The organism is Pseudomonas sp. D1-1, assembly GCF_051132225.1.
Lineage (GTDB): Bacteria > Pseudomonadota > Gammaproteobacteria > Pseudomonadales > Pseudomonadaceae > Aquipseudomonas.
Genome location: NZ_CP071676.1, coordinates 4,128,679 through 4,153,380, shown reverse-complemented (window position 1 = coordinate 4,153,380; position 24,702 = coordinate 4,128,679). Strand labels below are relative to the sequence as shown.

The following is a 24,702-nucleotide window of genomic DNA, read 5'->3' as shown; positions in this document are numbered from 1 at the left end:
GTCAGATTCCTTGCTCGCTGAGCCACAGGTTCAGCGCCGCCAATTGCCATAACCGCGAGCCGCGCAAAGGCGTGAGCTGGCCGTTGGGATCGGTCAGCAAACGGTCGAGCATGGTCGGGTTGAACAAGCCGCGATCCTGGCTCGGGTCCAGCAGCAGTTCGCGAACCCAGGCCAGGGTGTTGCCTTCCAAGTGCTTGAGGCCCGGGACCGGGAAATAACCTTTCTTGCGATCGATGACCTCGCTCGGAATCACCCGGCGGGCCGCTTCCTTGAGTACCTGCTTGCCGCCATCGGGCAGCTTGAATTTCGCCGGCACCCGTGCCGAAAGCTCCACCAGCCGGTAGTCGAGGAACGGCGTGCGCGCTTCCAGGCCCCAGGCCATGGTCATGTTGTCGACGCGCTTGACCGGGTCGTCCACCAGCATCACGGTGCTGTCCAGGCGCAGGGCCTTGTCGACGGCCGCATCGGCGCCCGGCTGGGCGAAGTGCTCCTTGACGAAGTCGCCGGCGGCGTCGTTGGCCGTCAGCCATCCAGGCTGCACGGTCGCGGCATATTCTTCATAGCTGCGGTCGAAGAACGCGGCGCGATAGGCGGCGTACGGGTCGCTGGCGCCGTCCACTTGCGGATACCAGTGGTAACCGGCGAACAGCTCGTCGGCGCCCTGGCCGCTTTGTACCACTTTGCAGTGCTTGGCGACTTCCCGCGACAACAGGTAAAAGGCGATGCAGTCGTGGCTGACCATCGGCTCGCTCATGGCGCGAAACGCCGCTGGCAGCTGTTCGATGATTTCTTTCTCATCGATGCGCAACTGATGATGGCGGGTGCCGTAGTGCTTGGCGATCAGGTCCGAATACTGGAACTCGTCACCGCGCTCGCCGCCGGCGTCCTGGAAGCCGATGGAGAAGGTGGACAGGTCTTCCACGCCCACTTCGCGCAACAGGCCGACGAGCATGCTCGAATCGACGCCGCCCGAGAGCAGCACGCCCACGTCGACGGCGGCGCGCTGGCGAATGGCGACGGCTTCGCGGGTGCTGTCGAGCACGCGATCGATCCAGTCTTCCAGGTTGAGGTTCTGTTCATCGGACCGTGGGCCGTAGGGCAGCGTCCACCAGGTTTTCTGCTCGGTGCGACCGTCCGCTTCGATGCGCATCCAGGTCGCCGGTGGCAGTTTTTCAATGCCCGCCAACAAGGTGCGTGGCGCCGGGACGACCGCGTGGAAATTCAGATAGTGATTGAGGGCGATCGGGTCAAGCACCGGATTGATGTCGCCACCCTTGAGCAGGGCCGGCAGCGCCGAGGCAAAGCGCAGGCGCTGGCCGGTACGCGACAGGTACAGCGGCTTGACGCCGAGACGGTCGCGGGCGATGAACAGCCGCTTGGCGTCGCGTTCCCAGATGGCGAAGGCGAACATGCCATTGAGTTTGGGCAGCAGGGCTTCGCCCCAGGCGTGATAACCCTTGAGCAACACTTCGGTGTCGCCGCCAGAGTAGAAGGTGTAGCCCAGGCCTTCGAGTTCGCTGCGCAGTTCCGGGTAGTTGTAGATCGCGCCGTTGAACGCCAGGGACAGGCCCAGTTGATTGTCGATCATCGGCTGGGCCGAACCATCGGACAGGTCCATGATTTTCAGGCGCCGGTGGCCGAGGGCGATCGGCCCCTGGCTATGAAAGCCCCACGCGTCAGGGCCGCGAGGGGCCAGGTGGTGGGTGATGCGCTCTACGGCCGCAAGGTCCGCAGGTTGTTGATCGAAACGTAACTCACCAGCTAATCCGCACATAAGTCCTTACCGGTTTTTCCGTTGGGGAGGGGTCAATCCGTACACACCGAAATGGCGGGTACTCTGAAACTGACCGGAGGGATTGCTCTGAGTTTTATATCGATGCGTTATAAGCCGACGGGTGGGGATCGCAGGTCATTCAGACCGACGAACACCCCGTGGGAGCGAGCCTGCTCGCGAAAGCGTTGTGTCAGGCGCCCCGATGGTGGCTGATCTACCGCTTTCGCGAGCAGGCTCGCTCCCACAGGGGAAAGGATGGCCAGTCGTCAATTGGCCTTGCCGCGAATCACCGCCCGCAAGGCAAACCGGTTCGGGTGGCAGGCCTCGGCGACGCTTCGCGGCAGTGGCAGCGGTTCGTTGTCCAGCCAGGCGGCGATCAGTTCGCCCGACAGCGGCGCAGTGATCAGGCCCCGGGAGCCATGCCCGCTGTTGACGTACAGGCCGTCGAGCCAGGGACACGGCGTGTCCGGCACTTGGCGCGCATCCTTGCCCAGGGCCGCGTAGGTTTCGACGAACGCCCGGCTGTCAGCCAGCGGTCCGACAATCGGCAGGTAATCGGGGCTGGTGCAACGGAACGCCGCGCGGCCTTCGAGGCGCTGCGGATCGAGGGTATCGGCGTTCAGGCGGTCCACCAGATCGTGGGAGATTTCTTCGAGCATTTGCAGGTTGCCGGCGTGCTCGGCGGCGGTGGGGGTCAGGTCATCGCTGTGGAAATCGAAACTGGCGCCCAGGGTGTGCTCGGCCATTCGCGACGGCGCCACATAGCCTTCGGCGCAGACCACCGTCGCCAGGCTTTGGCTGCGGGTGGTTTGCGTCAGCCGCGTGATCTGCCCGCGAATGCGCTTGAGGGGTAACCCGGCGGCCGGTTCGAAGCGTTTGATCTCGGCGGCGCTGGCGAGGATTACCACCGGGGCGCTGGCCAGGCAACGTTCGCCGTCCCAAGCCTGCCATTGGCCGTCGACACGTCGCAGTTCAAGCACTTCGCGATGTGGCTGCACGGTAATCGCAGCAGCCGAGGCTTGCCAGCGGCACAGGGCTGGCGGGTGTACCCAGCCGCCTTCGGGATAGAACAGGCCGCCACAGGCCAGGCCGATACCAGACTGCGCCTCGGCTTCGGCGCGATCGACAATTCGCAGCAGACCCGCGGGAAACGCCTCGGCCAGTTGGCGCTGGCGTTGGCCTTCCTTCTCGTTGAAGGCCAGCTGCAAGACTCCGCATCCGTCCCAGTCGAGGCCCCGTTGCAGGTTTTCGAGCAAGCGCCGGGTGTAGCCGAAACCGCTGAGGATCATCTGCGACAACGCCGTGCCGTGGGCCGACAACTTGAGGTACAGCACGCCTTGGGGGTTGCCGGACGCTTCCTCGGCCAACCCGGCGTGACGCTCCAGCAAGGTCACTCGCCAGCCGCGGGCCGCGAGACTCGCCGCGCTGGCGCAACCGGCCAGGCCGCCGCCGATCACCAGCGCATGGCGTTCGCCAGCCGGCGGGGCGGGGCGGGCGTACCAGGGCTTGGCCGGGGCGGGTTTGGGCACCTGGTCCGGCCAGCCGAGAAATACCCCACGGAGAATTTCCCACTTGTGGCCGATGCCCGGGGTGCGCTTCATCTTGAAGCCCGCCGCATTGAGCAGCCTGCGCACCCAACCGGTGCTGGTAAAGGTGCTGAGGGTGGCGCCGGGCGCTGCCAGCCGCGCCAGTTCGGCGAACAGCTCGGCGGTCCACATCTCCGGGTTTTTCGCCGGGGCAAAACCGTCGAGGAACCAGGCGTCGATCTGTCCGTCCAGCTGCGGCAGTTGCTCCAGTGCATCGCCAATCAACAGGGTCAATGTCACTCGCCCGCCCGCCAGGGTCATGCGCTGGAAACCCTGGTGAATCGCGACGTACTGCTCAAGTAATTGATCAGCCTGGTACTTGAGCTCCGGCCACAGGGCAAGGGCCCGACGCAGGTCCTCGGGGCTCAGGGGAAATTTTTCGACGCTGACGAAATGCAAGCGCGCACCGGTCGGTGCGCATTCTTCGAACAGCTGCCAGGCGCAGAGAAAATTCAGCCCGGTGCCAAATCCGGTTTCGCCGATCACCAGTCGTCCGTGCTCCGCCAGCGCGGCGAAACGCTCGGCCAGGTTGTTCTGCGCAAGGAACACGTAGCGGGTTTCTTCCAGGCCCGACTGGTCGGAGAAATACACGTCGCCGAATACCCGGGAGCGGGGGCGACCCTGGTCATCCCAGTCGAGTTGGGCGTGGTGCTGGATGGGCGTCATGGCTGGCTCGGTCAAAACAAGGTCGCCATTCTAGCCGATCAGCGCCGCAATGCCTGATCCACGGCAAGCGTGGGCATGTCTGAAGGGAATCTGCTGCGCAGCGGCGTATCCAATCCGCTAGTCTTGCCCCATTCCTGGAAGGAGCTGTCCATGTTCGAATCCGCTGAAATCGGTCACGTCGTCGACAAAGAAACCTATGAAGCCGAGGTGCCGGCATTGCGTGAAGCATTGCTCGAAGCTCAGTACGAGTTGCATCAGCAAGGCCGCTTCCCGGTCATCATCCTGATCAACGGCATCGAAGGCGCGGGCAAAGGCGAGACGATAAAGCTGCTCAACGAATGGATGGATCCGCGGCTGATCGAGGTGCGCACCTTCGACCAGCAGACCGACGAGGAACTGGCGCGGCCGCCGGCCTGGCGCTATTGGCGGATGCTGCCAGCGAAGGGGCGGATGGGGATCTTTTTTGGCAACTGGTACAGCCAGATGCTCCAGGGGCGGGTGCACGGCGAGTTCAAGGACCCGCGGCTCGATCAGGCGATCAACGGCGCCGAGCGTCTGGAGAAGATGCTCTGCGATGAGGGCGCGCTGATCTTCAAGTTCTGGTTCCACCTCTCCAAGAAGCAGATGAAGGCCCGCCTGAAAAGTCTCAAGGACGACCCGCTGCACAGCTGGCGGATCAGCCCCTTGGACTGGCAGCAGTCCCAGACCTACGACAAGTTCGTCAAATACGGCGAGCGCGTGCTGCGCCGCACCAGTCGCGACTACGCACCCTGGCATGTGATCGAAGGCGTGAATGCCTGTTATCGCAGCCTCGCGGTCGGGCAGATTTTGCTCGAAGGCCTGCGCCAGGCCCTGGACCGACCGAAGATCAGCCCGGAAAAAGTCAACGTGGCAGCATTGCCGGCACTGGACGACCAAGTGACTTTGCTCGACAGCCTCGACATGACGCTGCGCCTGGACAAGGCCGATTATGAGGAGCAGTTGATCACCGAGCAGGCCCGCTTCGCCGGGCTGCTGCGGGACAAGCGCATGCGCCGGCACGCCTTGGTGGCGGTGTTCGAAGGTAACGACGCGGCCGGCAAGGGCGGGGCGATCCGCCGGGTCGCGGCGGCGCTCGACCCGCGTCAGTACAGCATCGTGCCGATTGCCGCGCCCACCGAGGAAGAACGCGCCCACCCCTACATGTGGCGTTTCTGGCGGCACATTCCGGCGCGGGGCAAGTTCACCATGTTCGACCGCTCCTGGTACGGGCGGGTATTGGTGGAGCGGGTCGAAGGTTTTTGCAGCCGTGCCGACTGGCTGCGAGCCTACGGTGAAATCAACGACTTCGAAGAACAACTGGCCGATGCCGGCGTGGTGGTGGTGAAGTTCTGGCTGGCCATTGACAAGGAGACCCAACTGGAGCGCTTCCAGGAACGCGAGGAAATCCCGTTCAAGCGGTTCAAGATCACCGAGGATGATTGGCGCAACCGTGACAAGTGGGATGCCTATCGGTCGGCGGTCTGCGACATGGTCGATCGCACCAGCACCGAAATATCACCGTGGACCCTGGTCGAGGCGAACGACAAGCGTTGGGCCCGGGTCAAGGTATTGCGTACGCTCAACGACGCGCTGGAGGCCGCGTTCGAACGTTCCGCCAGGCAGGCGCGCAAAAAGAAATAGGCCGATGGCGGCGCATACGCGGGGTGAATGATTGTCGCGTTCGGTTATGGGCTGGATTTATCCTCGAATCCACTCCTGAACCGATAACAACAATGAGGTAACCGCCATGCGTGAAGTGGTGATCGTCGACAGCGTACGGACCGGCCTGGCCAAGTCCTTTCGCGGCAAGTTCAACATGACCCGCCCGGACGACATGGCGGCCCATTGCGTCAACGCGTTGCTGGCGCGTAACGATATTGATCCGGCCAGCGTCGAGGACTGTATCGTCGGCGCCGGTTCCAACGAAGGCGCCCAAGGCTATAACATCGGGCGCAACGTGGCGGTGCTCTCGCAGCTGGGCATCGGCACGGCCGGGATGACACTGAACCGCTTCTGTTCCTCGGGCCTGCAAGCCATCGCCATCGCCGCCAACCAGATCGCCTCCGGCTGCAGCGAGATCATCGTCGCCGGTGGCGTGGAATCCATCAGCCTGACGATGAAAAGCGTCAACACTGACAACCTGATCAACCCCTTGCTCAAGGAGCAGGTGCCGGGGATCTACTTCCCCATGGGCCAGACCGCCGAGATCGTCGCGCGCCGTTACCAGGTCAGCCGCGATGAGCAGGACCGCTACGCCTTGCAGAGCCAGCAGCGCACTGCCCGGGCCCAGGCAGCCGGGCTGTTCGACGATGAAATCGTGCCGATGGCGGTGAAATACCGGGTCGAGGACAAGACCACCGGTGCGGTGCAGATCGTTGACGGGGTGGTTGATCGCGATGATTGCAACCGCCCCGATACCACGTATGAAAGCCTGGCCGGGCTGAAACCGGTGTTCGCCGAAGACGGTTCGGTGACGGCGGGCAACTCTTCGCAGTTATCCGACGGCGCCTCGATGACCCTGGTGATGAGCCTGGAAAAAGCCCTGGCGTTGGGGCTCAAGCCCAAGGCATTTTTCCGTGGCTTTACCGTGGCCGGCTGCGAGCCGGACGAGATGGGCATCGGCCCGGTGTTCTCGGTGCCTAGATTGCTCCAGGCCAAGGGTTTGCAGATCGGCGATATCGATTTGTGGGAGCTCAACGAAGCGTTTGCATCCCAGTGCCTGTACAGCCGCAATCGACTGGAGATAGATAACGAGAAATACAACGTCAACGGCGGCTCGATTTCCATCGGTCATCCGTTCGGCATGACCGGCTCGCGGCAGGTGGGGCATCTGGTGCGTGAGCTGCAACGGCGCAGTCTGCGCTACGGCGTCGTGACCATGTGCGTGGGCGGCGGGATGGGGGCAACGGGGTTGTTCGAGGCGGTTCGCTAACCGCCGCCCTAGTGGCAAGGATGGTTATGTGTGGCGAGGGGATTTATCCCCGCTGGGCTGCGCAGCAGCCCCGATATCAGCGACTGGGTATATCAGGCCCGATTGGATGACCTTGTGGGGCCGCTTCGCGGCCCAGCGGGGATAAATCCCCTCGCCACGGAAGCTTCTCTTCACCAGCTATCGAGCCCTCAGTTGGCAACCTGGTCAGCTGCAGCATCCGCTGGATATACGCCGCTATCTCCCGCTCCGCAGCCTCGCGGCTTTCGAACGGACCTTCCTGGGTGCCTTCGCGCGTATCGAAATAGAACTTGCCATTCTCCCGGACGATCCGATCGCTGCTGCGGTAAATCGTCTTGGGAGCATCTGTATCTTCGGCGCGCGTTCCAGGCATTTCGGTCTCCATTGGGGGCTGCGTGGTCGTTTCAATTGAGCATATGTGGTGCCGCCGTTTTGCGCCTGTCCAGCCGATCGACGGCTACGACCCTTACAATTCCATCAGCGTCGCAGCGCCAACTGTCCCTGTGTTGCCGAGCGATTCGGACCTAGAATACTCGTTCATGTCTTGGCTTCGAGGGTTGCATGCACATATCGTCCGGTCGCTGGGTCTACGGCCTGTTCCTCGCCCTGCTGACCGCCTTGTTGTGGGGAATCCTGCCGATCAAGCTCAAGCAAGTGCTGCAGGTGATGGATCCGGTGACGGTGACCTGGTTTCGGCTGACGGTGTCCGGTGGCCTGCTGTTCATCTACTTGGCGGCAACCCGACGCCTGCCCAGCCGCAAGGTGCTCGGGCCCCGTGGCGGTTGGCTGGTAGGCATGGCGGTGCTGGGGCTGGTGGGCAACTACGTGCTGTACCTGATGGGCCTGAACCGCCTGAGCCCCGGCACCGCCCAACTGGTGGTGCAGATGGGGCCGATCATGCTGCTGGTCGCCAGCCTGTTTGTATTCAAGGAGCGTTTCAGCGTGGGGCAGGGCATTGGTTTGCTGGTGCTGCTGATCGGTTTTGCGCTGTTCTTCAATCAGCGCCTCGTCGAATTGCTGACATCCCTGAGCGAGTACACCGCTGGCGTTCTGTTGGTATTGCTGGCCTCGACCGTCTGGACGTTCTATGCCCTGGGCCAGAAGCAATTGCTGACGGTGTGGAATTCACTGCAGGTGATGATGGTGATCTACCTGTTCTGCGCGCTGTTGCTCACGCCCTGGGTGCATCCACTGGAAGCCTTGCAATTGAGCCCGCTGCAAGGCTGGCTATTGTTGGCCTGCTGCCTCAATACGCTGATTGCCTATGGCGCGTTCGCCGAGGCGTTGGCGCATTGGGAGGCTTCGCGGGTCAGCGCGACGCTGGCGATCACGCCGCTGGTGACCTTCGCGGCCGTGGCGATGGCTGCCTGGTGGTGGCCCGACTATGTGCATGCCGAGCAGATCAATCTGCTGGGTTACGGTGGGGCAGTGTTGGTGGTATTGGGGTCGGCGCTGGTGGCGCTGGGGCCATCGCTCATCGCCGGGCTCAGGGCCCGGCGCGAACGCCTGGCGCTCGGGCGTTAGCCCCCCTGTGGGAGCGGGCTTGCTCGCGAAAGCGGACTGTCAGGCAACAGTGATGTCGAGCCTGCCGGCCTCATCGCGAGCAAGCTCGCTCCCACAGTGGAGCTTGGGTGGAGGCGATAGCGCGGTTCACACAAATTCCTTGTGGGAGCGAGCTTGCTCGCGATGGCGGGCTATTGATCAACGCACAACTCAGCCCTGGCCACCCGCCTCCAGCATGTTCTCCGGCCTGACCCAGGCGTCGAACTCTTCGTCGGTCAGGTACCCCAGCTGCACCGCTGCCTCCCGTAGCGTCAGCCCTTCGCCGTAGGCTTTCTTGGCGATCTCCGCCGACTTGTCGTAGCCGATATGCGGATTCAGCGCCGTCACCAGCATCAGGCCACGCTCCAGGTGCGCGGCCATCTGCTCGGCATCCGGTTCGAGGCCGGCGATGCAGTGCTGCTGGAAGTTGCTGCAGCCATCGGCCAGCAGGCGGATCGATTGCAGCAGGTTGTGGATGATCACCGGCTTGAACACGTTCAACTGCAAGTGTCCCTGACTGGCGGCAAAACCGATCGCCACGTCATTGCCCAATACCTGGCACGCCAGCATCGACAAGGCTTCACACTGGGTCGGGTTGACCTTGCCAGGCATGATGGAACTGCCCGGTTCGTTGGCCGGCAATTTCACTTCGGCAAATCCCGCCCGTGGCCCGGAGCCCAGCAGGCGCAGGTCATTGGCGATTTTCATCAGCGTCACGGCCAGGGTTTTCAACGCGCCGGACAACGTGGTCAACGGTTCATGACCTGCCAGTGCGGCGAACTTGTTCGGCGCCGTGACAAACGGCAGCCCGGACAGCGCCGCGAGTTCAGCGGCGATCGCTTCGCCGAAACCGTGCGGCGAATTGAGCCCGGTGCCCACCGCCGTGCCGCCCTGGGCCAGCTCGCAGACCGCCGGCAACGAAGCGCGGATCGCCCGCTCGGCGTAGTCGAGTTGGGCAATGAAGGCGGACAGTTCCTGGCCGAACGTGATCGGCGTGGCATCCATCATGTGGGTGCGGCCGGTCTTGACCAGTTTCATGTGGCGCGCCGCCAGTTCCGCGAGGCCGCCGGACAACTCGCTGATGGCCGGCAGCAATTGCTGGTACACGGCCTGGGCGGCGGCGATGTGCATGGCGGTGGGGAAGCAGTCGTTGGAGCTCTGGGACCGGTTGACATGGTCGTTGGGATGCACCGGGCTCTTGCCGCCACGGGGGTTGCCCGCCAGCTCGTTGGCGCGCCCGGCGATCACCTCGTTGACGTTCATGTTGCTCTGGGTTCCGCTGCCGGTCTGCCAGACCACCAGGGGAAACTGATCGTCATGCTGGCCGGCCAGCACCTCGTCGGCCGCCTGTTCGATCAGGCGGGCGATGTCGGCGGGCAAGTCACCGTTGCGGTCGTTGACCCGCGCGGCGGCTTTCTTGACCAGCGCCAGGGCATGCAGCACCGACAGCGGCATGCGTTCGTTGCCAATGGCAAAGTTGATCATCGAGCGCTGTGTCTGGGCGCCCCAATAGGCTTCATCCGGGACTTCAACCTGGCCAAGGCTGTCGGTTTCGATACGGCTCATCGGGTCAAACTCCTGTAGGGCTGAATGCGCAGTTTAGGCCCTGACGGGCGTCACCGGTTCCCTCAATCTAGGGCTGGCCGGTTCGGCCCGTCAATCAGTCGAGCCAAGTACAGGGTTGAGCCCCGGCGTTTTTTAGGCGCAGAATGGTCGCCCTTGGGGTTTTACCTCGCCTGTTAGAAAAGGAAACTCGATGACCCGTCTTCGTGCCATCTGTACCGCAGTTGCTCTGGTGTGTGCCAGCGGCCCTGTTCTTGCCGATACCGCCAGCCACAACGCCAGTGCCGAAGCGTTCCTGACCCTGGCGCACGCTGACAAGCTGGGTACTCCGGTGTACATGCAGGTACAGCAGATGTTTGCCCAGCGCTTTGAGCAGACCAAGGCTCCCGAGTCGAAAAAAGCCACCCTGGAAACCTACCAGGCCAAGGCCAATGCCGCCCTGGACCAGGCGATCGGCTGGAACAAGCTCAAGCCGGACATGGTCAAGCTCTACACCTCCAACTTCAGCGAATCGGAGCTCAAGGACCTGGTGTCCTTCTATCAGTCTCCCTTGGGCAAGAAGGTCCTGGAAAAAATGCCGCAGCTGACCCAGCAATCGGCGCAACTGACCCAGGCCAAGCTGGAAAGCGCGGTGCCGGTGGTCAACAAGCTGCTGGCCGACATGACCGCCGAGCTTGAGCCGAAAGCCGCCGCCCCGGCCAAGAAAAAGCCATAAGCGGAGCCCTGGCATGAGCATGCAACAACGCATTGAATCGACCCTCGGGCTGCTGCAGCCCGAGCACCTGCAAGTGCTCGATGAAAGCCACATGCACAGCCGTGGGCTTGAGACCCACTTCAAGGCAGTGGTGGTCAGCCAGCAGTTCGAGGGGCTCAATCGGGTCAAGCGACACCAGAAGGTCTACGGTACGTTGGGCGAGCTGATGGGCGAATTCCATGCGCTGGCGCTGCACACCTACACGCCTGAAGAATGGGCCCAGGTCGACGCAGCCCCGGCGTCGCCGACCTGTGCCGGCGGCAGTAAGCACTGATATTTGAGACAAAGGCTCTTGCTCCTAAAGCCACATGTTTTTTGCTAGAATCCGCAACGCGCCGCTCACCCCGGCGCGTTTTTTTTCGCATCCGGTTCACCCTTTGCGAGGGTAGCCACCTGGAGAGATACCCATGACACCACCGATTGTCGTGGCGGCACTGTATAAGTTCGTCACGCTGGAAGATTACGTCGAGCTGCGTGAGCCCCTGCTCAAGGCGATGCTCGACAACGGCATCAAAGGAACCTTGCTGATTGCCGAGGAAGGCATCAACGGCACCGTTTCCGGCACCCGCGAAGGCATCGACGGGCTGATGGCCTGGCTCAAGAACGATCCGCGCATGGACGACATCGACCACAAGGAGTCGTACTGTGACGAGCAGCCGTTCTACCGCACCAAGGTCAAGCTCAAGAAAGAGATCGTTACCCTCGGCGTAGAAGGCGTGGACCCGAACAAGCGGGTCGGCACCTATGTCGAACCGCAAGACTGGAACGCGCTGATCAGCGATCCGGAAGTGCTGCTGATCGACACGCGCAACGATTATGAAGTCTCCATTGGCACCTTCGAAGGCGCGATCGATCCCAAGACCGCCAGCTTCCGTGAGTTTCCCGAGTACATCAAAGCCAACTTCGACCCGGCCCGGCACAAGAAAGTCGCGATGTTCTGCACCGGTGGCATTCGCTGTGAAAAAGCCTCGAGCTTCATGCTCAATGAGGGTTTCGAAGAGGTCTACCACCTAAAGGGCGGGATTCTCAAATACCTCGAAGAGGTGCCCCAGGAAGAGACCAAATGGCGCGGTGACTGCTTTGTCTTCGACAACCGCGTGACCGTGCGCCACGATCTCAGCGAAGGCGACTACGATCAGTGCCATGCCTGTCGCACCCCGATCAGCGCAGAGGATCGTGCTTCGGAGCATTATTCGCCTGGCATCAGTTGCCCGCATTGCTGGGACAAACTGAGCGAAAAGACCCGTCGCAGCGCCATCGACCGGCAAAAGCAGATCGAACTGGCCAAGGCGCGCAACATGCCGCATCCGATCGGCTACAACTACAAGCAATCATCTTCCGAGGCTTGAGCCATGGCGTCGCGCCTGCTGTATGTGATGGACCCGATGTGTTCCTGGTGCTGGGGCTTCGCGCCAGTGGCCGAAGCGTTGGCCGAGCAGGCGCAGGCGGCGGGCGTGGAGTTGCACCTGGTGGTGGGCGGCTTGCGCACCGGCAGCGGTTCGGCTCTCGAGCCGACCACCCGACGCTACATTCTCGAGCACTGGCAGGCCGTTACCCAAGCCACCGGCCAGCCGTTCAAGCTTGAAGGCGCGTTGCCGGACGGTTTTGTCTACGACACCGAACCCGCATGCCGCGCCTTGGTGACGGCCCGCAGCCTGGCGCCGGACCTGGCCTGGCAGTTACTGAAGCTGATCCAGCAGGCGTTTTATGTGCAAGGCCGCGACGTGACCCACGCCAGCGTCCTGGTGGAACTGGCCGAACAGGCCGGGCTGCCCCGCATCGAGTTTGCCGCGGCATTCGACCGCGCCGACCAGCATGCCGCCACCGCCGCCGACTTCACCTGGGTGCAAGACCTTGGCATCGCCGGATTCCCTACGATGCTGGCCGAACGTGACGGCCAATTGGCCCTGCTGACCAACGGCTACCAACCGTTGGACCAGCTGTCGCCATTGCTGGGGCGCTGGCTGGAGCGTGCGGCCTGTGCCTGACCTGCCCGATGATGACGCATCGACCTCGCGGCGCATCGACCGGTTGAGCTGGACGGAAATCCGTCGTCTGGCCCTTACGCACAAAAAAGCCCTGTGGATCGCCAACGGCGTCGCCGTGCTGGCGACGCTGTGCAGCGTGCCGATTCCGTTGTTGCTGCCGCTGCTGGTGGACGAAGTGCTGCTGGGCCACGGCGACGCGGCATTGAAGGTCATGAATCAGGCGTTGCCGAGCGCTTGGCAGAGCGCTGCCGGCTACATCGGATTGATGTTGCTGGTGACCTTGGCCCTGCGCTGCGGCGCCTTGCTGTTCAACGTGTTGCAGGCGCGGCTGTTCGCCAGTCTCGCCAAGGACATCGTCTATCGCATCCGCATCCGGTTGATCGAGCGCCTCAAGCGGATTTCCCTTGGCGAATACGAAAGCCTGGGCAGCGGCACGGTGACGACGCACCTGGTCACCGACCTGGACACCCTCGACAAATTTGTTGGCGAAACCCTGAGCCGGTTCCTGGTGGCGATGCTGACCCTGGTAGGCACCGCGGGCATCCTGGTATGGATGCATTGGGAACTGGCGCTGCTGATCCTGCTGTTCAACCCGCTGGTGATCTACGCCACGGTGCAGTTGGGCAAACGGGTCAAGCACCTCAAGAAGCTGGAGAATGACAGCACCTCGCGCTTCACCCAGGCCCTGACCGAAACCCTGGATGCGATCCAGGAAGTGCGCGCCGGCAATCGCCAGGGGTTTTTCCTTGGACGCCTGGGCACGCGCGCCCGGGAAGTGCGCGACTACGCGGTGAGCTCGCAGTGGAAAACCGACGCCTCGAACCGCGCCAGTGGTTTGCTGTTCCAGTTCGGCATCGATATTTTTCGCGCGGCGGCCATGCTGACCGTGCTGTTCTCCGATCTGTCGATCGGCCAGATGCTCGCGGTGTTCAGCTACCTGTGGTTCATGATCGGCCCGGTCGAGCAACTGCTTAACTTGCAGTACGCCTACTACGCGGCGGGTGGGGCATTGAACCGTATCAACGAACTGCTGGCGCGCGCCGATGAGCCCCAGTACAGCGGTGGCGTCGATCCTTTCAAGGGGCGCGACACCGTGGGCATCGACATCCAGGGGCTCAGCTTCGGTTACGGCGAGGAAAAGGTGCTCGACCAATTGAACCTGTCCATTTCGCCGGGGGAAAAGGTCGCTATCGTCGGGGCCAGCGGGGGCGGCAAAAGTACCCTGGTGCAACTGCTGTTGGGGCTCTACACACCACAGTCCGGCAGCATCCGCTTCGGCGGTGCCACCCAAGAGGAAATCGGCTTGGAAACCATCCGCGAAAATGTCGCGGTGGTCCTGCAACATCCGGCGCTGTTCAACGACACGGTGCGCGCCAATCTGTCCATGGGCCGCGAGCGCAGCGACGAGGCGTGCTGGCGAGCCCTGGCGATTGCCCAACTGGACGAAACAGTGCGGGCGCTTCCGATGGGGCTGGAGAGCATCGTCGGGCGTTCCGGTGTGAGGCTGTCGGGCGGGCAACGCCAGCGACTGGCGATCGCCCGTATGGTCCTGGCCGATCCGCGCGTGGTGATTCTCGACGAAGCCACGTCCGCGCTGGACGCGGCTACGGAATACAACCTTCACCAGGCGTTGGCGCGGTTCCTGAGCGGGCGCACCACGTTGATCATCGCCCATCGGTTGTCGGCGGTGAAACAGGCTGACCGGGTATTGGTGTTCGACGGCGGGCAGATCGCCGAAGACGGCGACCACTTGCAGCTGATTGCCGAGGGTGGCCTGTACGCCCGGCTCTACGGTCATTTGCAACAAATACAGCGACCTTGAGTTTCGTGCACTTTTCTGTGCTTAGTATCGGAAAAAAATCAGCCAAATCCGTCGATTTTTCCAAATCTCCATCCTGAGCCGGGCGATCCGAACATCCAGTCCTTCGAAGGGTCGAAAACTAGCCTAGGCTGTTGAGTCAGGAACGGAATTCTCGCGGGTGCTCTATTGGCAATGCCTGTGCAAGGGACCTCATGAAGCAAAAGCGGACTCTCGGAACGCCTCGGTTGTTGGGCATCGTCTGGCCCTTTATCGCCGTCGTGCTATTTCAAGCATTGCTAGGAGGCGTCAGCCTTTATGTCCTGTCCGCAGTTCGCGGCTACGTGGCGGGGGAGAGCCTTTGGTCCAAGGGCCAGAAGGACGCTATCTATTACCTCAATCTTTACGCCGACAGCCGTGACGAGGCGATCTTTCGCAAATACCAGCAGGCCATCGCCGTGCCCGAGGGTGGACACGATCTACGCGTGGCCCTGGATCGCCAGCCGCCGGATCTCGAAGCGGCGCGGGTCGGGATTCTCCAGGGCGGCAATCATCCGGACGACGTGGCCAGCCTGATCTGGTTGTACCTCAACTTTCGCCATTTCAGTTATCTGGAAGAAGCCATCGATCTGTGGACGGTTGGCGATGGTTACCTGACCGAACTGGATAACGTCGCCCGGCAGATGCATCGCAGCATCACGGTGGGAGAAGCCTCCGAGGCCGATGTCCGCGGCTGGAAAGCGCAGATTTTCGCCATCAACGATTCCGTCACCCCTGCCGCCAAGGCATTCAGCGACGCGCTGGGCGAAGGATCGAGATTTATCCTGCGCCTGTTGCTGGTGACCAATTTCGCCACCGCGCTGGGATTGATCGTGCTGGCGCTGTTGCGCACGCACAAGTTACTGGCACAGCGGCAGGTCTTCGCCAATGCGCTGCAACTGGAGAAGGAACGGGCGCAGATCACCTTGCAATCGATTGGCGATGGCGTGATCACCACCGACGTCGAAGGCGCCATTGCGTACATGAATCCCGCTGCCGAAGCGATGACCCACTGGAAAGCCGAGCACGCCACGGGGCTGCCCCTGGCGGCGCTGTTCAATCTGCTTGACGACAATGCCCAGACCGAAGGCCTGACCTTGATCGAGCACATACTCAGCGGACGACTCGGCGGCGGCAGCGAGCATTCCAAGCTGATCCAGCGACTTGACGGCAGCACGGTGTCGGTGACCCTGGTGGGGGCGCCGATCCGTCATGCCGGCAAAGTCAGCGGCGCGGTGCTGGTGCTGCATGACATGACCCAGGAGCGCCAGTACATTGCCAACCTGTCATGGCAGGCTACCCACGACGCCCTGACCGGCCTGGCGAACCGCCGGGAATTCGAATACCGCCTCGAGCAGGCCCTGCACAACCTCACGCGCCAGGTCGGGCGCCACGCGTTGATGTTTCTCGACCTGGACCAATTCAAACTGGTCAACGACACCTGCGGCCACGCGGCGGGCGACGAGTTGCTGCGACACATCTGTGCCTTGCTGCAATCGGGGTTGCGGGAAAACGACACGCTTGCCCGGCTGGGCGGGGACGAGTTCGGCATCCTGCTGGAAAACTGCTCGCCCGAGGCGGCGGAAAAGATCGCCGAAGGCCTGCGCCAGACCGTGCAGAACCTGCATTTTGTCTGGAAAGGCCGGCCATTCGTGACCACTGTGAGCATCGGCCTGGTGCACATCGCCCAAAGCCCGACGACGCTGGAAGCCTCATTGCGTGCCGCCGACATGGCCTGCTATATGGCCAAGGAGAAAGGGCGCAACCGGGTCCAGGTCTACCATGCCGACGACTCGGAGTTGTCCCTGCGTTTTGGCGAAATGGCCTGGGTGCAGCGCTTGCACATGGCGCTGGAGGAAAACCGTTTCTGCCTCTACGCCCAGGAAATCGCCGCGTTGGGCCCGGGTGACCACGATGGCGGACATATCGAGATCCTGTTGCGCCTGCATGACGAGGCAGGGCGAATGATCCTGCCGGACAGCTTCATTCCGGCGGCGGAGCGTTACGGCTTGATGACCTCGCTGGACCGTTGGGTCGTGGAGAATGTGTTCAAGATCATTCGCCAATGCCTGAATGAGTCGCGGCAAGGTCCGTTGGCCATGTGTGCCATCAACCTGTCAGGCACCACCATTGGCGATCAGGCGTTCCTGGATTTCCTGCGTAAACAGTTCGCTGCCTACTCGATTCCCCCGGAAATGATTTGTTTTGAAATCACCGAGACCAGTGCCATTTCCAATCTGGGCAGCGCGATTCGTTTTATAAACGAACTCAAGAGCTTGGGTTGTTACTTCTCGCTGGATGACTTTTGTGCCGGAATGTCTTCATTCGCTTACTTGAAACATTTACCTGTAGACTTCCTGAAGATCGATGGGAGTTTCGTAAAGGATATGCTGGACGACCCGATTAACCGGGCAATGGTCGAGGTGATCAATCACATCGGCCATGTCATGGGGAAGCGCACCATTGCCGAGTTCGTGGAAACGACTCAGATCGAACAGGCATTGTTGGAAATCGGCGTGGATTTCGCCCAGGGTTATGTCATCGAGCGTCCACAACTGTTTACTTGTGACACGTTGCAATGCCGGCCGGCCAGGCCTCAGCCATTGTTGTTCAAGGCCCCCGGCACGTTTCGCTGAACCTCTTGTTGATCCGAAAAAATCACAATCAGAAGGAGCCCGACAGTGATCGACACATTCAACCGAACAGGCCCGCTCATGGACGCCGCCAGTTATCCACAATGGGCACAGCAGCTCATTGCCGACTGCAGCGAGAGCAAGCGCCGGGTTGTCGAACACGAACTGTATCAACGCATGCGCGACAACAAGCTCAGCGCCAAGACCATGCGCCACTACCTCATCGGTGGTTGGCCGGTCGTCGAACAGTTCGCCTTGTACATGGCACAGAACCTTACCAAGACCCGCTTCGCCCGCCACCCCGGCGAGGACATGGCGCGTCGTTGGTTGATGCGCAACATTCGTGTCGAGCTCAATCATGCCGATTATTGGGTCAACTGGAGCGCTGCTCACGGCGTGACGCTCGAAGACCTGCAGGCGCAGCAGGTGCCGCCTGAGCTTCATGCGTTGAGCCATTGGTGCTGGCACACCAGTTCGGCGGACTCGCTGATCGTGGCTATTGCCGCGACCAACTATGCCATCGAGGGGGCGACCGGGGAGTGGTCGGCACTGGTCTGCTCTACCGGTGTCTATGCGTCGGCGTTCGCCGAGGAAGACCGCAAGCGGGCCATGAAGTGGCTGAAGATGCATGCCCAGTATGACGATGCCCACCCGTGGGAAGCGCTGGAAATCATCTGTACGCTGGCGGGCATGAACCCGAGCAAGGCGTTGCAGATGGAACTGCGCCAGGCCGTTTGCAAGAGCTACGACTACATGTATCTGTTTCTCGAAAGGTGCATGCAGCTGGAACACTCGGGCGCCGGCGAAAAAGCCTCGGCTGGCCGTGAACGGCTGGCGCTGGCCAGTAACTGATACCCGACAGCTTCACCCTGTGGGAGCGAGCTTGCTCGCGATAGCGGTCTGCCTGACAACCTTGCGTTGGCTGGTCCGGCCCCTTCGCGAGCAGGCTCGCTCCCACATTGGTTTTGTGGTGCTGGCAAATCCCGAGGCCGCCATCACCCCCTGTGGGAGCGAGCTTGCTCGCGATAGCGGTCTGCCTGACAACCTTGCGTTGACTGGTCCGGCCCCTTCGCGAGCAGGCTCGCTCCCACATTGGTTTTGTGGAGTTGGGTGGGAGCGAGCCTGCTCGCGAAAGCGGTGTGTCGGCCAGCAGAGAAGCCTGGTTTCAGCCCGCCATCGTCAACCGGTTCCGCCCCTCGCGCTTGGCTACATACAGCGCATTGTCCGCCCGGCGCACGAGACTTTCAGCGGACTCGCCCGGCAGCAACGTCGCGCAGCCCAGGCTCACCGTCAATTCGATCCTCGTGCCGTCGGCAAAATAATCCTGGGCCTGGGCGGCATAACGCAGCCGTTCACCGACCATGGCCGCCGCTTCCCGGCTGGTGTTGGCCAGCAGGATCAGGAATTCCTCACCACCGAATCTGAACACCATATCCACATTGCGCAACTGGCCCTTGATCGAGTCGGCAACGGCCTTGAGTACTTCGTCGCCGACCCCATGCCCATGGCTGTCGTTGATGCGTTTGAAATGGTCGATGTCCAGCATCAGCAACGACAGCGGCTGCATGTGCCGCCTGGCCATGTCGATTTCCCGCTCCAGCGTCTGGTCCATGGCAATGCGGTTGCCGGTGCCGGTCAGTGGATCGCGCAGGGCGCTTTGGGTGGCGGCGCGGTAGAGCAATGCGTTACGCAGCGGGAAAAACAGCGCCGACAGGATTGACTCCAGGTCGCTTTGTTCCGCGCTGCTGAAGCGCTGGTTGCGCCGAAACACCAGCTCACCCAGATGCTCGCCCTCATGGCTGAGGTTGTAGCTGAGGTTGTGGTGCCCGCGCTGGCCAAACTCCAGGCGCAGGTCGCTGGGTTTGTGCTGGTAAACCAGTGCGTCCAGAGGCACCAGCCGCTGGATTTCACGGAAGAACAAACCGAGAATCCTTTGCGGCTCCAGGCTGGTCTGCAACTGCTGGCCCAATTGCTGGCGCAGCTGCGTCAGGCTGATCGGCCGCGTCACGAGCGCCGACGGCTGGGCGAGGCCCAGGCGCTGCAACTTGGCGCTGTCGAAATCAATAGCATTGGTCTGCGTGGGCGTTTTCATATGGCGTGAGCCCCTGAACTGAATCGGTCCTGACCGGCGGGGGTGAAGCGGCTCTGGGCTGCGCGTCGTACTGATCCATCAGTCCCGAAGGACACTGAGTTGAGTCTAGTCCGCTTCGCTGTGCTGGCGGAGGTCTCGTCCCAATGTCCCGACTCGCCGGACACGGCGTGTTTGAATGGATTAGAGCGAAAGTCGTGCCATTCAGTTCATAGTGATAAAACTTGTCGACGAATCAATAAGTTGCAGGCTCGTAGCGTGAGCAACGGGCGGCAGGGCTTTGGCGTTTCGCCTGGCCGGGGGATCAAGGAGAGGCACGCCGCGACGGCAAACCGCCGCGACGTCGAGTCTGGCGCTTACTGCGCGTTGAAAGCCTGGCCGTTGACGCCGGTACTGTCCGGGCCCATGAGGTACAGGTACACCGGCAGGATTTCTTCGGGCGTCGGGTTGTTCAGCGGATTTTCTCCCGGATAGGCCTGTGCGCGCATGCTGGTGCGGGTGGCGCCGGGGTTGATGCTGTTGGAGCGCACCGGGGCTACCGTGTCGACTTCGTCGGCCAGGGTCTGCATAAGCCCCTCTGTGGCGAACTTGGACACGCCATAAGCGCCCCAATAGGCCCGGCCCTTGCGACCGACGCTGCTGGACGTGAACACCACCGATGCATCCTTGGACAGTTTGAGCAACGGCAGCAAAGTGCTGGTGAGCATGAACATGGCGTTGACGTTCACTTGCATCACCCGCATGAAGTTCTCGCCGGAAAGCTGTTCCAGCGGCGTGCGCGGGCCGATGATCGAGGCGTTGTGCAGGAGGCCGTCCAGATGACCGAATTCGCTCTCGATCATCGCCGCCAGTTCATCGTATTGATGGGGCAGGGCGGTTTCGAGATTGAAGGGGATCACCGCTGGCTGCGGATGACCAGCCGCCTCGATTTCATCATAGACCTGGGTCAGGTTGGCTTCGGTCTTGCCCAGCAACAACACGGTGGCGCCATGGGCGGCATAGGCCTTGGCGGCAGCGGCGCCAATACCGCGACCGGCACCGGTGACCAGGATGATCCGGCCCTCGAGCAGGTCGGGGCGGGCGGAGTAGTCAAACATAAAAAACCTCAACAATTGAAAGCTGCACGAAACCGGCCTTTGTGGCGAGGGGATTTATCCCCGCTGGGTCGCGAAGCGGCCCGCCTCACAACTTGTTTGATGCAGTGCAGGGCAGATTTTGGGGGCGCTTCGCACCCCAGCGGGGATAAATCCCCTCACCACAAAAGCAACCTCGCCAGCATCAGATCAGCAACTGCACAACGCGTTATCCAGCACTTCGCGCAGCGCCAGGGGATGGTCGATTACCACATCCGCGCCCCAGTGCTTGGGGTTGTCGTCCGGGTGGATGTAGCCGTAGGTCACCGCGCAGGTCTTGGTCCCGGCGCTGCGGCCGGACTCGATGTCCCGCAGGTCGTCGCCGATGAACAGCACGCTGGCCGGATCGAGGTCGAGCATCTTGCAAGCGAGAATCAGCGGTTCGGGGTCCGGTTTGCTGTTTTTCACATGGTCGGGGCAGACCAGCACTTTCGACCGCTCGGCCAGGCCCAACTGCTGCATGATCGGCTCGGCGAAGCGCACCGGCTTGTTGGTGACCACGCCCCAGATGAGATTGGCCGCCTCGATATCGGCCAGTACTTCGGCCATCCCATCGAACAGATGGCTGTGGACCGCGCAACCCTTGAGATAGCGGTCGAGGAACTCCTGGCGCAGCTCCTCGAAACCCGGCGATTCAGGGTCCATGGAGAACGTCACTGCGACCATCGCCCGGGCGCCGCCGGAAATCTCGTCGCGGATGTGCTGGGTGTTCATCGGCGGCAGGCCACGGTCGGCGCGCATGGCCTGGCAGATGGCGATGAAGTCTGGCGCGGTGTCGAGCAGCGTGCCATCCATGTCGAAGAGAACCGCTTTGAGACGCATCGACTTATTCCTCGCGCAGAGTCTGGATCATGTAGTTGACGTCCACATCGGCAGCCAGCTTGTAGTGCTTGGTCAGCGGGTTGTAGGTCAGGCCGATGATGTCCTTGACGGTCAGCCCGGCCATGCGGCTCCAGGCGCCCAGCTCCGAAGGCCGGATGAATTTCTTGAAGTCGTGGGTGCCGCGTGGCAGCAGCTTCATGATGTATTCGGCGCCGATGATCGCGAACAGGTACGCCTTCGGGTTGCGGTTGATGGTGGAGAAGAACACCTGGCCGCCGGGCTTGACCATCTGGAAGCAGGCACGGATCACCGATGACGGGTCCGGTACGTGTTCGAGCATCTCCAGGCAGGTGACCACGTCGAACTGGCCGGGCATTTCCTCGGCCAGGGCTTCGGCGGTGATCTGCCGGTATTCGACGCTGACGCCGGACTCCAGCTGATGCAGTTGCGCCACTGCCAGCGGCGCCTCGCCCATGTCGATGCCCATTACGGTAGCGCCGCGCAGGGCCATGGCTTCACTGAGGATGCCGCCACCACAGCCGACGTCGAGGACTTTCTTGCCGGCCAGGCCGACGCGCTCGTCGATCCAGTTGACGCGCAGCGGGTTGATGTCGTGCAGCGGCTTGAATTCGCTTTCGCGGTCCCACCAGCGATGGGCCAGGGCCTCGAACTTGGCAATTTCAGCGTGGTCGACGTTGCTCATGTGCAGTTCCTCGAAAAACTTGAAAAATCATTTGCCCCGAGCCGTGGCTCAAGGGGTGTGCTATTCGTTCTGGCCGCTGACCCGACGGCCCCAGTCCTGGGCCGTGGCGATCAGTTGCGATTCGTCCATGCGCGTCAGGCGGCCATCCTCCAGCAACGGCTTGCCGGCCACCCAGAGGTGTTTCACGCAATGGCGGCCGGTGGCGTAGATCAGTTGCGACACCGGGTCATAGATCGGTTGCTGCGCCAGGCTGGACAGGTCGAAGGCCACCAGGTCGGCGGCCTTGCCGACTTCCAGAGAGCCGACGATCGCCTCGATGCCCAGCGCGCGGGCGCCATTGAGCGTGGCCATGCGCAACGCCCGGTGCGCGTCCAGGGCCGTGGCCGAACCGGCGACAGCCTTTGCCAGCAGGGCGGCGGTGCGGGTTTCGCCCAGCAGATCGAGGTCGTTGTTGCTCGCCGCGCCATCGGTGCCGACCGCGACGTTGACGCCGGCCTGCCACAGGCGTTCCACCGGGCAGAAACCGCTGGCCAGCTTCAGATTCGATTCCGGACAATGGATCACGCTGCAATTGTGTTCTACCAGCAGCGCCTGGTCCTCGTCGCTGACCTGGGTCATGTGCACCGCCTGGAAGCGCGGCCCCAGCAGGCCAACGCGCGCCAACCGGGCCATCGGCCGCTCGCCAGTGTTATCCACAGCCTGCTGCACTTCGAAGGCGGTTTCATGAACATGCATGTGGATGGCCGCGTCCAGTTCCTCGGCGATCACGCGGATCTTTTCCAGGTTGTCATCGCCGACGGTGTACGGGGCGTGAGGGCCGAATGCGACTTTGATCCGCGGATGGTGCTTGAGGTCGCCAAACAATTCGATGCCCTGACGAATGGCTTCGTCGGCGCTGGCGGCGCCGGGGATCGGAAAGTCGAGGATCGGAATGGCGATCTGCGCGCGGATGCCACTGTTATGCACGCGTTCGCTGGCCACCTTGGGATAGAAGTACATGTCGGAGAAACAGGTGATGCCGCCCTGGATCTGCTCGGCGATCGCCAGGTCAGTACCGTCGCGGACGAAGGCCTCGTCGACCCATTTACCCTCGGCGGGCCAGATGTGCTGTTCGAGCCAGGTCATCAGCGGCAGGTCGTCGGCCAGGCCACGGAACAATGTCATTGCCGCGTGACCGTGGGCATTGACCAGGCCCGGACTGAGCAGCATGCCGGGCAGTTCGCGAACCTCCGTGGCAGCGCATTGCATGGCTTCGGCCCGTGGCCCGATGAACACGATGCAACCGTCGCGAATGCCCAGGCCATGATCCTTGAGCACGATACCGGCGGGTTCGACAGGCACCAACCAGGTCGGCAGCAATAATAAGTCGAGCGCAACGGCAGGCTTGGGCATCGTGGAACGGTTCCATGGGTTATAAAGGATGACGAAGTATACCCGAGCGTCTTCGCGGAGGGATCGCTATAATCGGCGGCTTTTGTTCTTGAGTGCGGGGTGAGGGATGCGCGATCGACTGTTGGCTGCGGAGAAGGTGAAGGCCATCGATTGGCGCGATGGCGCTCTTTACCTGCTGGATCAGCGTGTTTTGCCGTTCGAGGAAAACTGGATCGCCTACACCAGCGTGGCCGGTGTGGCCGAGGCCATTCGTTCGATGGTGGTGCGCGGTGCGCCAGCCATCGGTATCAGCGCCGCTTATGGCGTGGTGCTGGCGGCGCGGGCGCGGATGGCCGAGGGCGGCGATTGGCAAGCGGCGCTGGAAGCGGATTTCGCCTTGCTGGCCGATTCCCGGCCGACGGCGGTCAATCTGTTCTGGGCGCTGGATCGCATGCGGGACCGGTTGGGACGCTTGAAGGAGCATGCCGAACCGCTAGCGGTGCTTGAGGCTGAGGCCATTGCGATCCATGAAAGTGACCGCGAAGCCAACCTGACCATGGCCCAGCTTGGCGTCGACCTGATCCGCAAGCACCAGGGCAACGCCCAGGCCATCTTGACCCATTGCAACACCGGGGCCCTGGCCACCGGCGGCTTCGGAACGGCCCTCGGGGTAATTCGCGGGGCGTTTCTGGAGGGCATGGTCGAACGGGTCTACGCCGACGAAACCCGTCCATGGCTGCAGGGTTCACGGTTGACGGCATGGGAGCTGGCGAACGAGGGCATTCCGGTGACGCTCAACGCCGATTCCGCCGCTGCCCACATCATGAAGACCAAGGGCGTGACCTGGGTCATCGTCGGCGCCGACCGCATCACGGCCAACGGCGACGTGGCGAACAAGATCGGCACCTACCAGCTGGCGGTCTGTGCCATGCACCACGGCGTACGTTTCATGGTGGTGGCGCCGAGCTCGACCATCGACATGAACCTGGCCAGCGGTGATGACATCCCGATCGAAGAGCGCGACGGGCGCGAGCTGCTGGAAGTCGGCGGCAAGCGGGTCGGGGCGGATGCCGATGCGTTCAACCCGGTGTTCGACGTGACCCCGGCGGACCTGATCGATGCGATCGTGACGGAGAAGGGCATCGTCGAGCGGCCGGATACGGCCAAGATGGCCCAATTGATGTGTCGCAAGCGGTTGCATTGAAGGCTTTCGGCGCCTGAGCTGGCCCCATCGCGAGCAAGCTCGCTCCCACATTTGATTGCGATATGG

At 62.3% G+C, this 24,702-nt stretch carries 20 protein-coding genes; 11 read left to right on the top strand and 9 right to left on the bottom strand.

From position 1 onward, the window contains the following. Position 1: 1 nt before the first annotated feature. Entirely contained in the window at positions 2–1,774 is a 1,773-nt protein-coding gene (locus J3P86_RS18520; RefSeq protein WP_434629290.1) for an N-acetylglutaminylglutamine amidotransferase, read from the bottom strand. A gap of 266 nt (positions 1,775–2,040) precedes the next feature. Next, on the bottom strand, positions 2,041–4,026 hold the full coding sequence (gene mnmC, locus J3P86_RS18515) for a bifunctional tRNA (5-methylaminomethyl-2-thiouridine)(34)-methyltransferase MnmD/FAD-dependent 5-carboxymethylaminomethyl-2-thiouridine(34) oxidoreductase MnmC (protein WP_434629292.1): 1,986 nt from the start codon (positions 4,024–4,026) through the stop codon (positions 2,041–2,043). A 150-nt stretch (positions 4,027–4,176) separates the two neighbouring features. On the opposite strand from mnmC, the gene pap reads away from it, so the two are divergent. Continuing rightward, positions 4,177–5,688 carry a polyphosphate:AMP phosphotransferase gene (pap, locus tag J3P86_RS18510; protein WP_434698599.1) on the top strand — a complete coding sequence of 504 codons (1,512 nt, stop codon included), beginning with the start codon at positions 4,177–4,179 and terminating at the stop codon, positions 5,686–5,688. A 106-nt stretch (positions 5,689–5,794) separates the two neighbouring features. Then, positions 5,795–6,979, top strand: a complete 1,185-nt coding sequence (locus J3P86_RS18505; RefSeq protein WP_434572700.1) for a thiolase family protein — start codon at positions 5,795–5,797, stop codon at positions 6,977–6,979. A gap of 76 nt (positions 6,980–7,055) precedes the next feature. Here the strand turns inward: J3P86_RS18505 and J3P86_RS18500 are convergent, their stop codons facing one another. Beyond that, a complete protein-coding gene (locus tag J3P86_RS18500; protein ID WP_434629296.1) occupies positions 7,056–7,370 on the bottom strand; it encodes a DUF6316 family protein in 315 nt (104 codons plus the stop codon). A gap of 188 nt (positions 7,371–7,558) precedes the next feature. Here J3P86_RS18500 and J3P86_RS18495 point away from each other — a divergent pair, with 188 nt between their 5' ends. Further along, complete coding sequence (locus tag J3P86_RS18495) at positions 7,559–8,521, top strand: DMT family transporter (RefSeq protein ID WP_305499672.1); 963 nt, start codon at positions 7,559–7,561, stop codon at positions 8,519–8,521. Positions 8,522–8,710: 189 nt separating this feature from the next. On the opposite strand, the gene J3P86_RS18490 is transcribed toward J3P86_RS18495, so the two are convergent. Beyond that, on the bottom strand, positions 8,711–10,105 hold the full coding sequence (locus J3P86_RS18490) for a class II fumarate hydratase (protein ID WP_305499673.1): 1,395 nt from the start codon (positions 10,103–10,105) through the stop codon (positions 8,711–8,713). 190 nt (positions 10,106–10,295) lie between these two features. On the opposite strand from J3P86_RS18490, the gene J3P86_RS18485 reads away from it, so the two are divergent. The 7 genes from J3P86_RS18485 (at position 10,296) to J3P86_RS18455 (ending at position 18,166) form a co-directional block, all read left to right on the top strand. After that, a complete protein-coding gene (locus J3P86_RS18485) occupies positions 10,296–10,817 on the top strand; it encodes a DUF2059 domain-containing protein (RefSeq protein ID WP_030141033.1) in 522 nt (173 codons plus the stop codon). 13 nt (positions 10,818–10,830) lie between these two features. Then, the gene (locus tag J3P86_RS18480) at positions 10,831–11,130 is read left to right on the top strand and encodes a BolA family protein (protein ID WP_434601443.1); all 300 of its coding nucleotides are present in this window, start codon (positions 10,831–10,833) and stop codon (positions 11,128–11,130) included. Positions 11,131–11,263: 133 nt separating this feature from the next. After that, entirely contained in the window at positions 11,264–12,205 is a 942-nt protein-coding gene (locus J3P86_RS18475) for a rhodanese-related sulfurtransferase (protein WP_434572706.1), read from the top strand. Between the two features lie 3 nt (positions 12,206–12,208). After that, positions 12,209–12,844, top strand: a complete 636-nt coding sequence (locus tag J3P86_RS18470) for a DsbA family protein (protein WP_434572708.1) — start codon at positions 12,209–12,211, stop codon at positions 12,842–12,844. Further along, positions 12,837–14,666: an ABC transporter ATP-binding protein gene (locus J3P86_RS18465; protein WP_434698598.1), complete on the top strand. Its 1,830-nt coding sequence runs from the start codon at positions 12,837–12,839 to the stop codon at positions 14,664–14,666. Before J3P86_RS18470 ends, J3P86_RS18465 begins: the two co-directional genes overlap by 8 nt. Before the next feature lie 191 nt (positions 14,667–14,857). Continuing rightward, positions 14,858–17,317, top strand: coding sequence for an EAL domain-containing protein (locus tag J3P86_RS18460; RefSeq protein WP_434698597.1), 2,460 nt, complete (start codon positions 14,858–14,860; stop codon positions 17,315–17,317). A gap of 78 nt (positions 17,318–17,395) precedes the next feature. Continuing rightward, positions 17,396–18,166: a TenA family transcriptional regulator gene (locus tag J3P86_RS18455; RefSeq protein ID WP_434605177.1), complete on the top strand. Its 771-nt coding sequence runs from the start codon at positions 17,396–17,398 to the stop codon at positions 18,164–18,166. Positions 18,167–18,479: 313 nt separating this feature from the next. Here the strand turns inward: J3P86_RS18455 and J3P86_RS18450 are convergent, their stop codons facing one another. The 5 genes from J3P86_RS18450 to J3P86_RS18430 form a co-directional block, all read right to left on the bottom strand. After that, positions 18,480–19,406: a GGDEF domain-containing protein gene (locus tag J3P86_RS18450; protein ID WP_434629309.1), complete on the bottom strand. Its 927-nt coding sequence runs from the start codon at positions 19,404–19,406 to the stop codon at positions 18,480–18,482. A 353-nt stretch (positions 19,407–19,759) separates the two neighbouring features. Further along, positions 19,760–20,500 (bottom strand): YciK family oxidoreductase, encoded by a 741-nt coding sequence (locus tag J3P86_RS18445; RefSeq protein ID WP_434698596.1) that lies wholly within the window; start codon positions 20,498–20,500, stop codon positions 19,760–19,762. Positions 20,501–20,686: 186 nt separating this feature from the next. Continuing rightward, the gene (mupP, locus tag J3P86_RS18440; protein WP_434601438.1) at positions 20,687–21,358 is read right to left on the bottom strand and encodes an N-acetylmuramic acid 6-phosphate phosphatase MupP; all 672 of its coding nucleotides are present in this window, start codon (positions 21,356–21,358) and stop codon (positions 20,687–20,689) included. 4 nt (positions 21,359–21,362) lie between these two features. Further along, on the bottom strand, positions 21,363–22,061 hold the full coding sequence (gene ubiG / locus J3P86_RS18435; protein WP_305499685.1) for a bifunctional 2-polyprenyl-6-hydroxyphenol methylase/3-demethylubiquinol 3-O-methyltransferase UbiG: 699 nt from the start codon (positions 22,059–22,061) through the stop codon (positions 21,363–21,365). A gap of 60 nt (positions 22,062–22,121) precedes the next feature. Next, positions 22,122–23,453: a TRZ/ATZ family hydrolase gene (locus tag J3P86_RS18430; RefSeq protein ID WP_434698595.1), complete on the bottom strand. Its 1,332-nt coding sequence runs from the start codon at positions 23,451–23,453 to the stop codon at positions 22,122–22,124. A 106-nt stretch (positions 23,454–23,559) separates the two neighbouring features. Here J3P86_RS18430 and mtnA point away from each other — a divergent pair, with 106 nt between their 5' ends. Next, positions 23,560–24,636 carry an S-methyl-5-thioribose-1-phosphate isomerase gene (mtnA, locus tag J3P86_RS18425; RefSeq protein ID WP_434629314.1) on the top strand — a complete coding sequence of 359 codons (1,077 nt, stop codon included), beginning with the start codon at positions 23,560–23,562 and terminating at the stop codon, positions 24,634–24,636. Positions 24,637–24,702 lie beyond the last annotated feature (66 nt).

Excerpts from the sequence above, each read along its gene's own strand:
- J3P86_RS18520 (WP_434629290.1), bottom strand. The coding sequence starts at position 1,774 with ATGTGCGGATTAGCTGGTGAGTTACGTTTCGATCAACAACCTGCGGAC.
- mnmC (WP_434629292.1), bottom strand. The coding sequence starts at position 4,026 with ATGACGCCCATCCAGCACCACGCCCAACTCGACTGGGATGACCAGGGT.
- pap (WP_434698599.1), top strand. The coding sequence starts at position 4,177 with ATGTTCGAATCCGCTGAAATCGGTCACGTCGTCGACAAAGAAACCTAT.
- J3P86_RS18505 (WP_434572700.1), top strand. The coding sequence starts at position 5,795 with ATGCGTGAAGTGGTGATCGTCGACAGCGTACGGACCGGCCTGGCCAAG.
- J3P86_RS18500 (WP_434629296.1), bottom strand. The coding sequence starts at position 7,370 with ATGCCTGGAACGCGCGCCGAAGATACAGATGCTCCCAAGACGATTTAC.
- J3P86_RS18495 (WP_305499672.1), top strand. The coding sequence starts at position 7,559 with ATGCACATATCGTCCGGTCGCTGGGTCTACGGCCTGTTCCTCGCCCTG.
- J3P86_RS18490 (WP_305499673.1), bottom strand. The coding sequence starts at position 10,105 with ATGAGCCGTATCGAAACCGACAGCCTTGGCCAGGTTGAAGTCCCGGAT.
- J3P86_RS18485 (WP_030141033.1), top strand. The coding sequence starts at position 10,296 with ATGACCCGTCTTCGTGCCATCTGTACCGCAGTTGCTCTGGTGTGTGCC.
- J3P86_RS18480 (WP_434601443.1), top strand. The coding sequence starts at position 10,831 with ATGAGCATGCAACAACGCATTGAATCGACCCTCGGGCTGCTGCAGCCC.
- J3P86_RS18475 (WP_434572706.1), top strand. The coding sequence starts at position 11,264 with ATGACACCACCGATTGTCGTGGCGGCACTGTATAAGTTCGTCACGCTG.
- J3P86_RS18470 (WP_434572708.1), top strand. The coding sequence starts at position 12,209 with ATGGCGTCGCGCCTGCTGTATGTGATGGACCCGATGTGTTCCTGGTGC.
- J3P86_RS18460 (WP_434698597.1), top strand. The coding sequence starts at position 14,858 with ATGAAGCAAAAGCGGACTCTCGGAACGCCTCGGTTGTTGGGCATCGTC.
- J3P86_RS18455 (WP_434605177.1), top strand. The coding sequence starts at position 17,396 with ATGGACGCCGCCAGTTATCCACAATGGGCACAGCAGCTCATTGCCGAC.
- J3P86_RS18450 (WP_434629309.1), bottom strand. The coding sequence starts at position 19,406 with ATGAAAACGCCCACGCAGACCAATGCTATTGATTTCGACAGCGCCAAG.
- J3P86_RS18445 (WP_434698596.1), bottom strand. The coding sequence starts at position 20,500 with ATGTTTGACTACTCCGCCCGCCCCGACCTGCTCGAGGGCCGGATCATC.
- mupP (WP_434601438.1), bottom strand. The coding sequence starts at position 21,358 with ATGCGTCTCAAAGCGGTTCTCTTCGACATGGATGGCACGCTGCTCGAC.
- ubiG (WP_305499685.1), bottom strand. The coding sequence starts at position 22,061 with ATGAGCAACGTCGACCACGCTGAAATTGCCAAGTTCGAGGCCCTGGCC.
- J3P86_RS18430 (WP_434698595.1), bottom strand. The coding sequence starts at position 23,453 with ATGCCCAAGCCTGCCGTTGCGCTCGACTTATTATTGCTGCCGACCTGG.
- mtnA (WP_434629314.1), top strand. The coding sequence starts at position 23,560 with ATGCGCGATCGACTGTTGGCTGCGGAGAAGGTGAAGGCCATCGATTGG.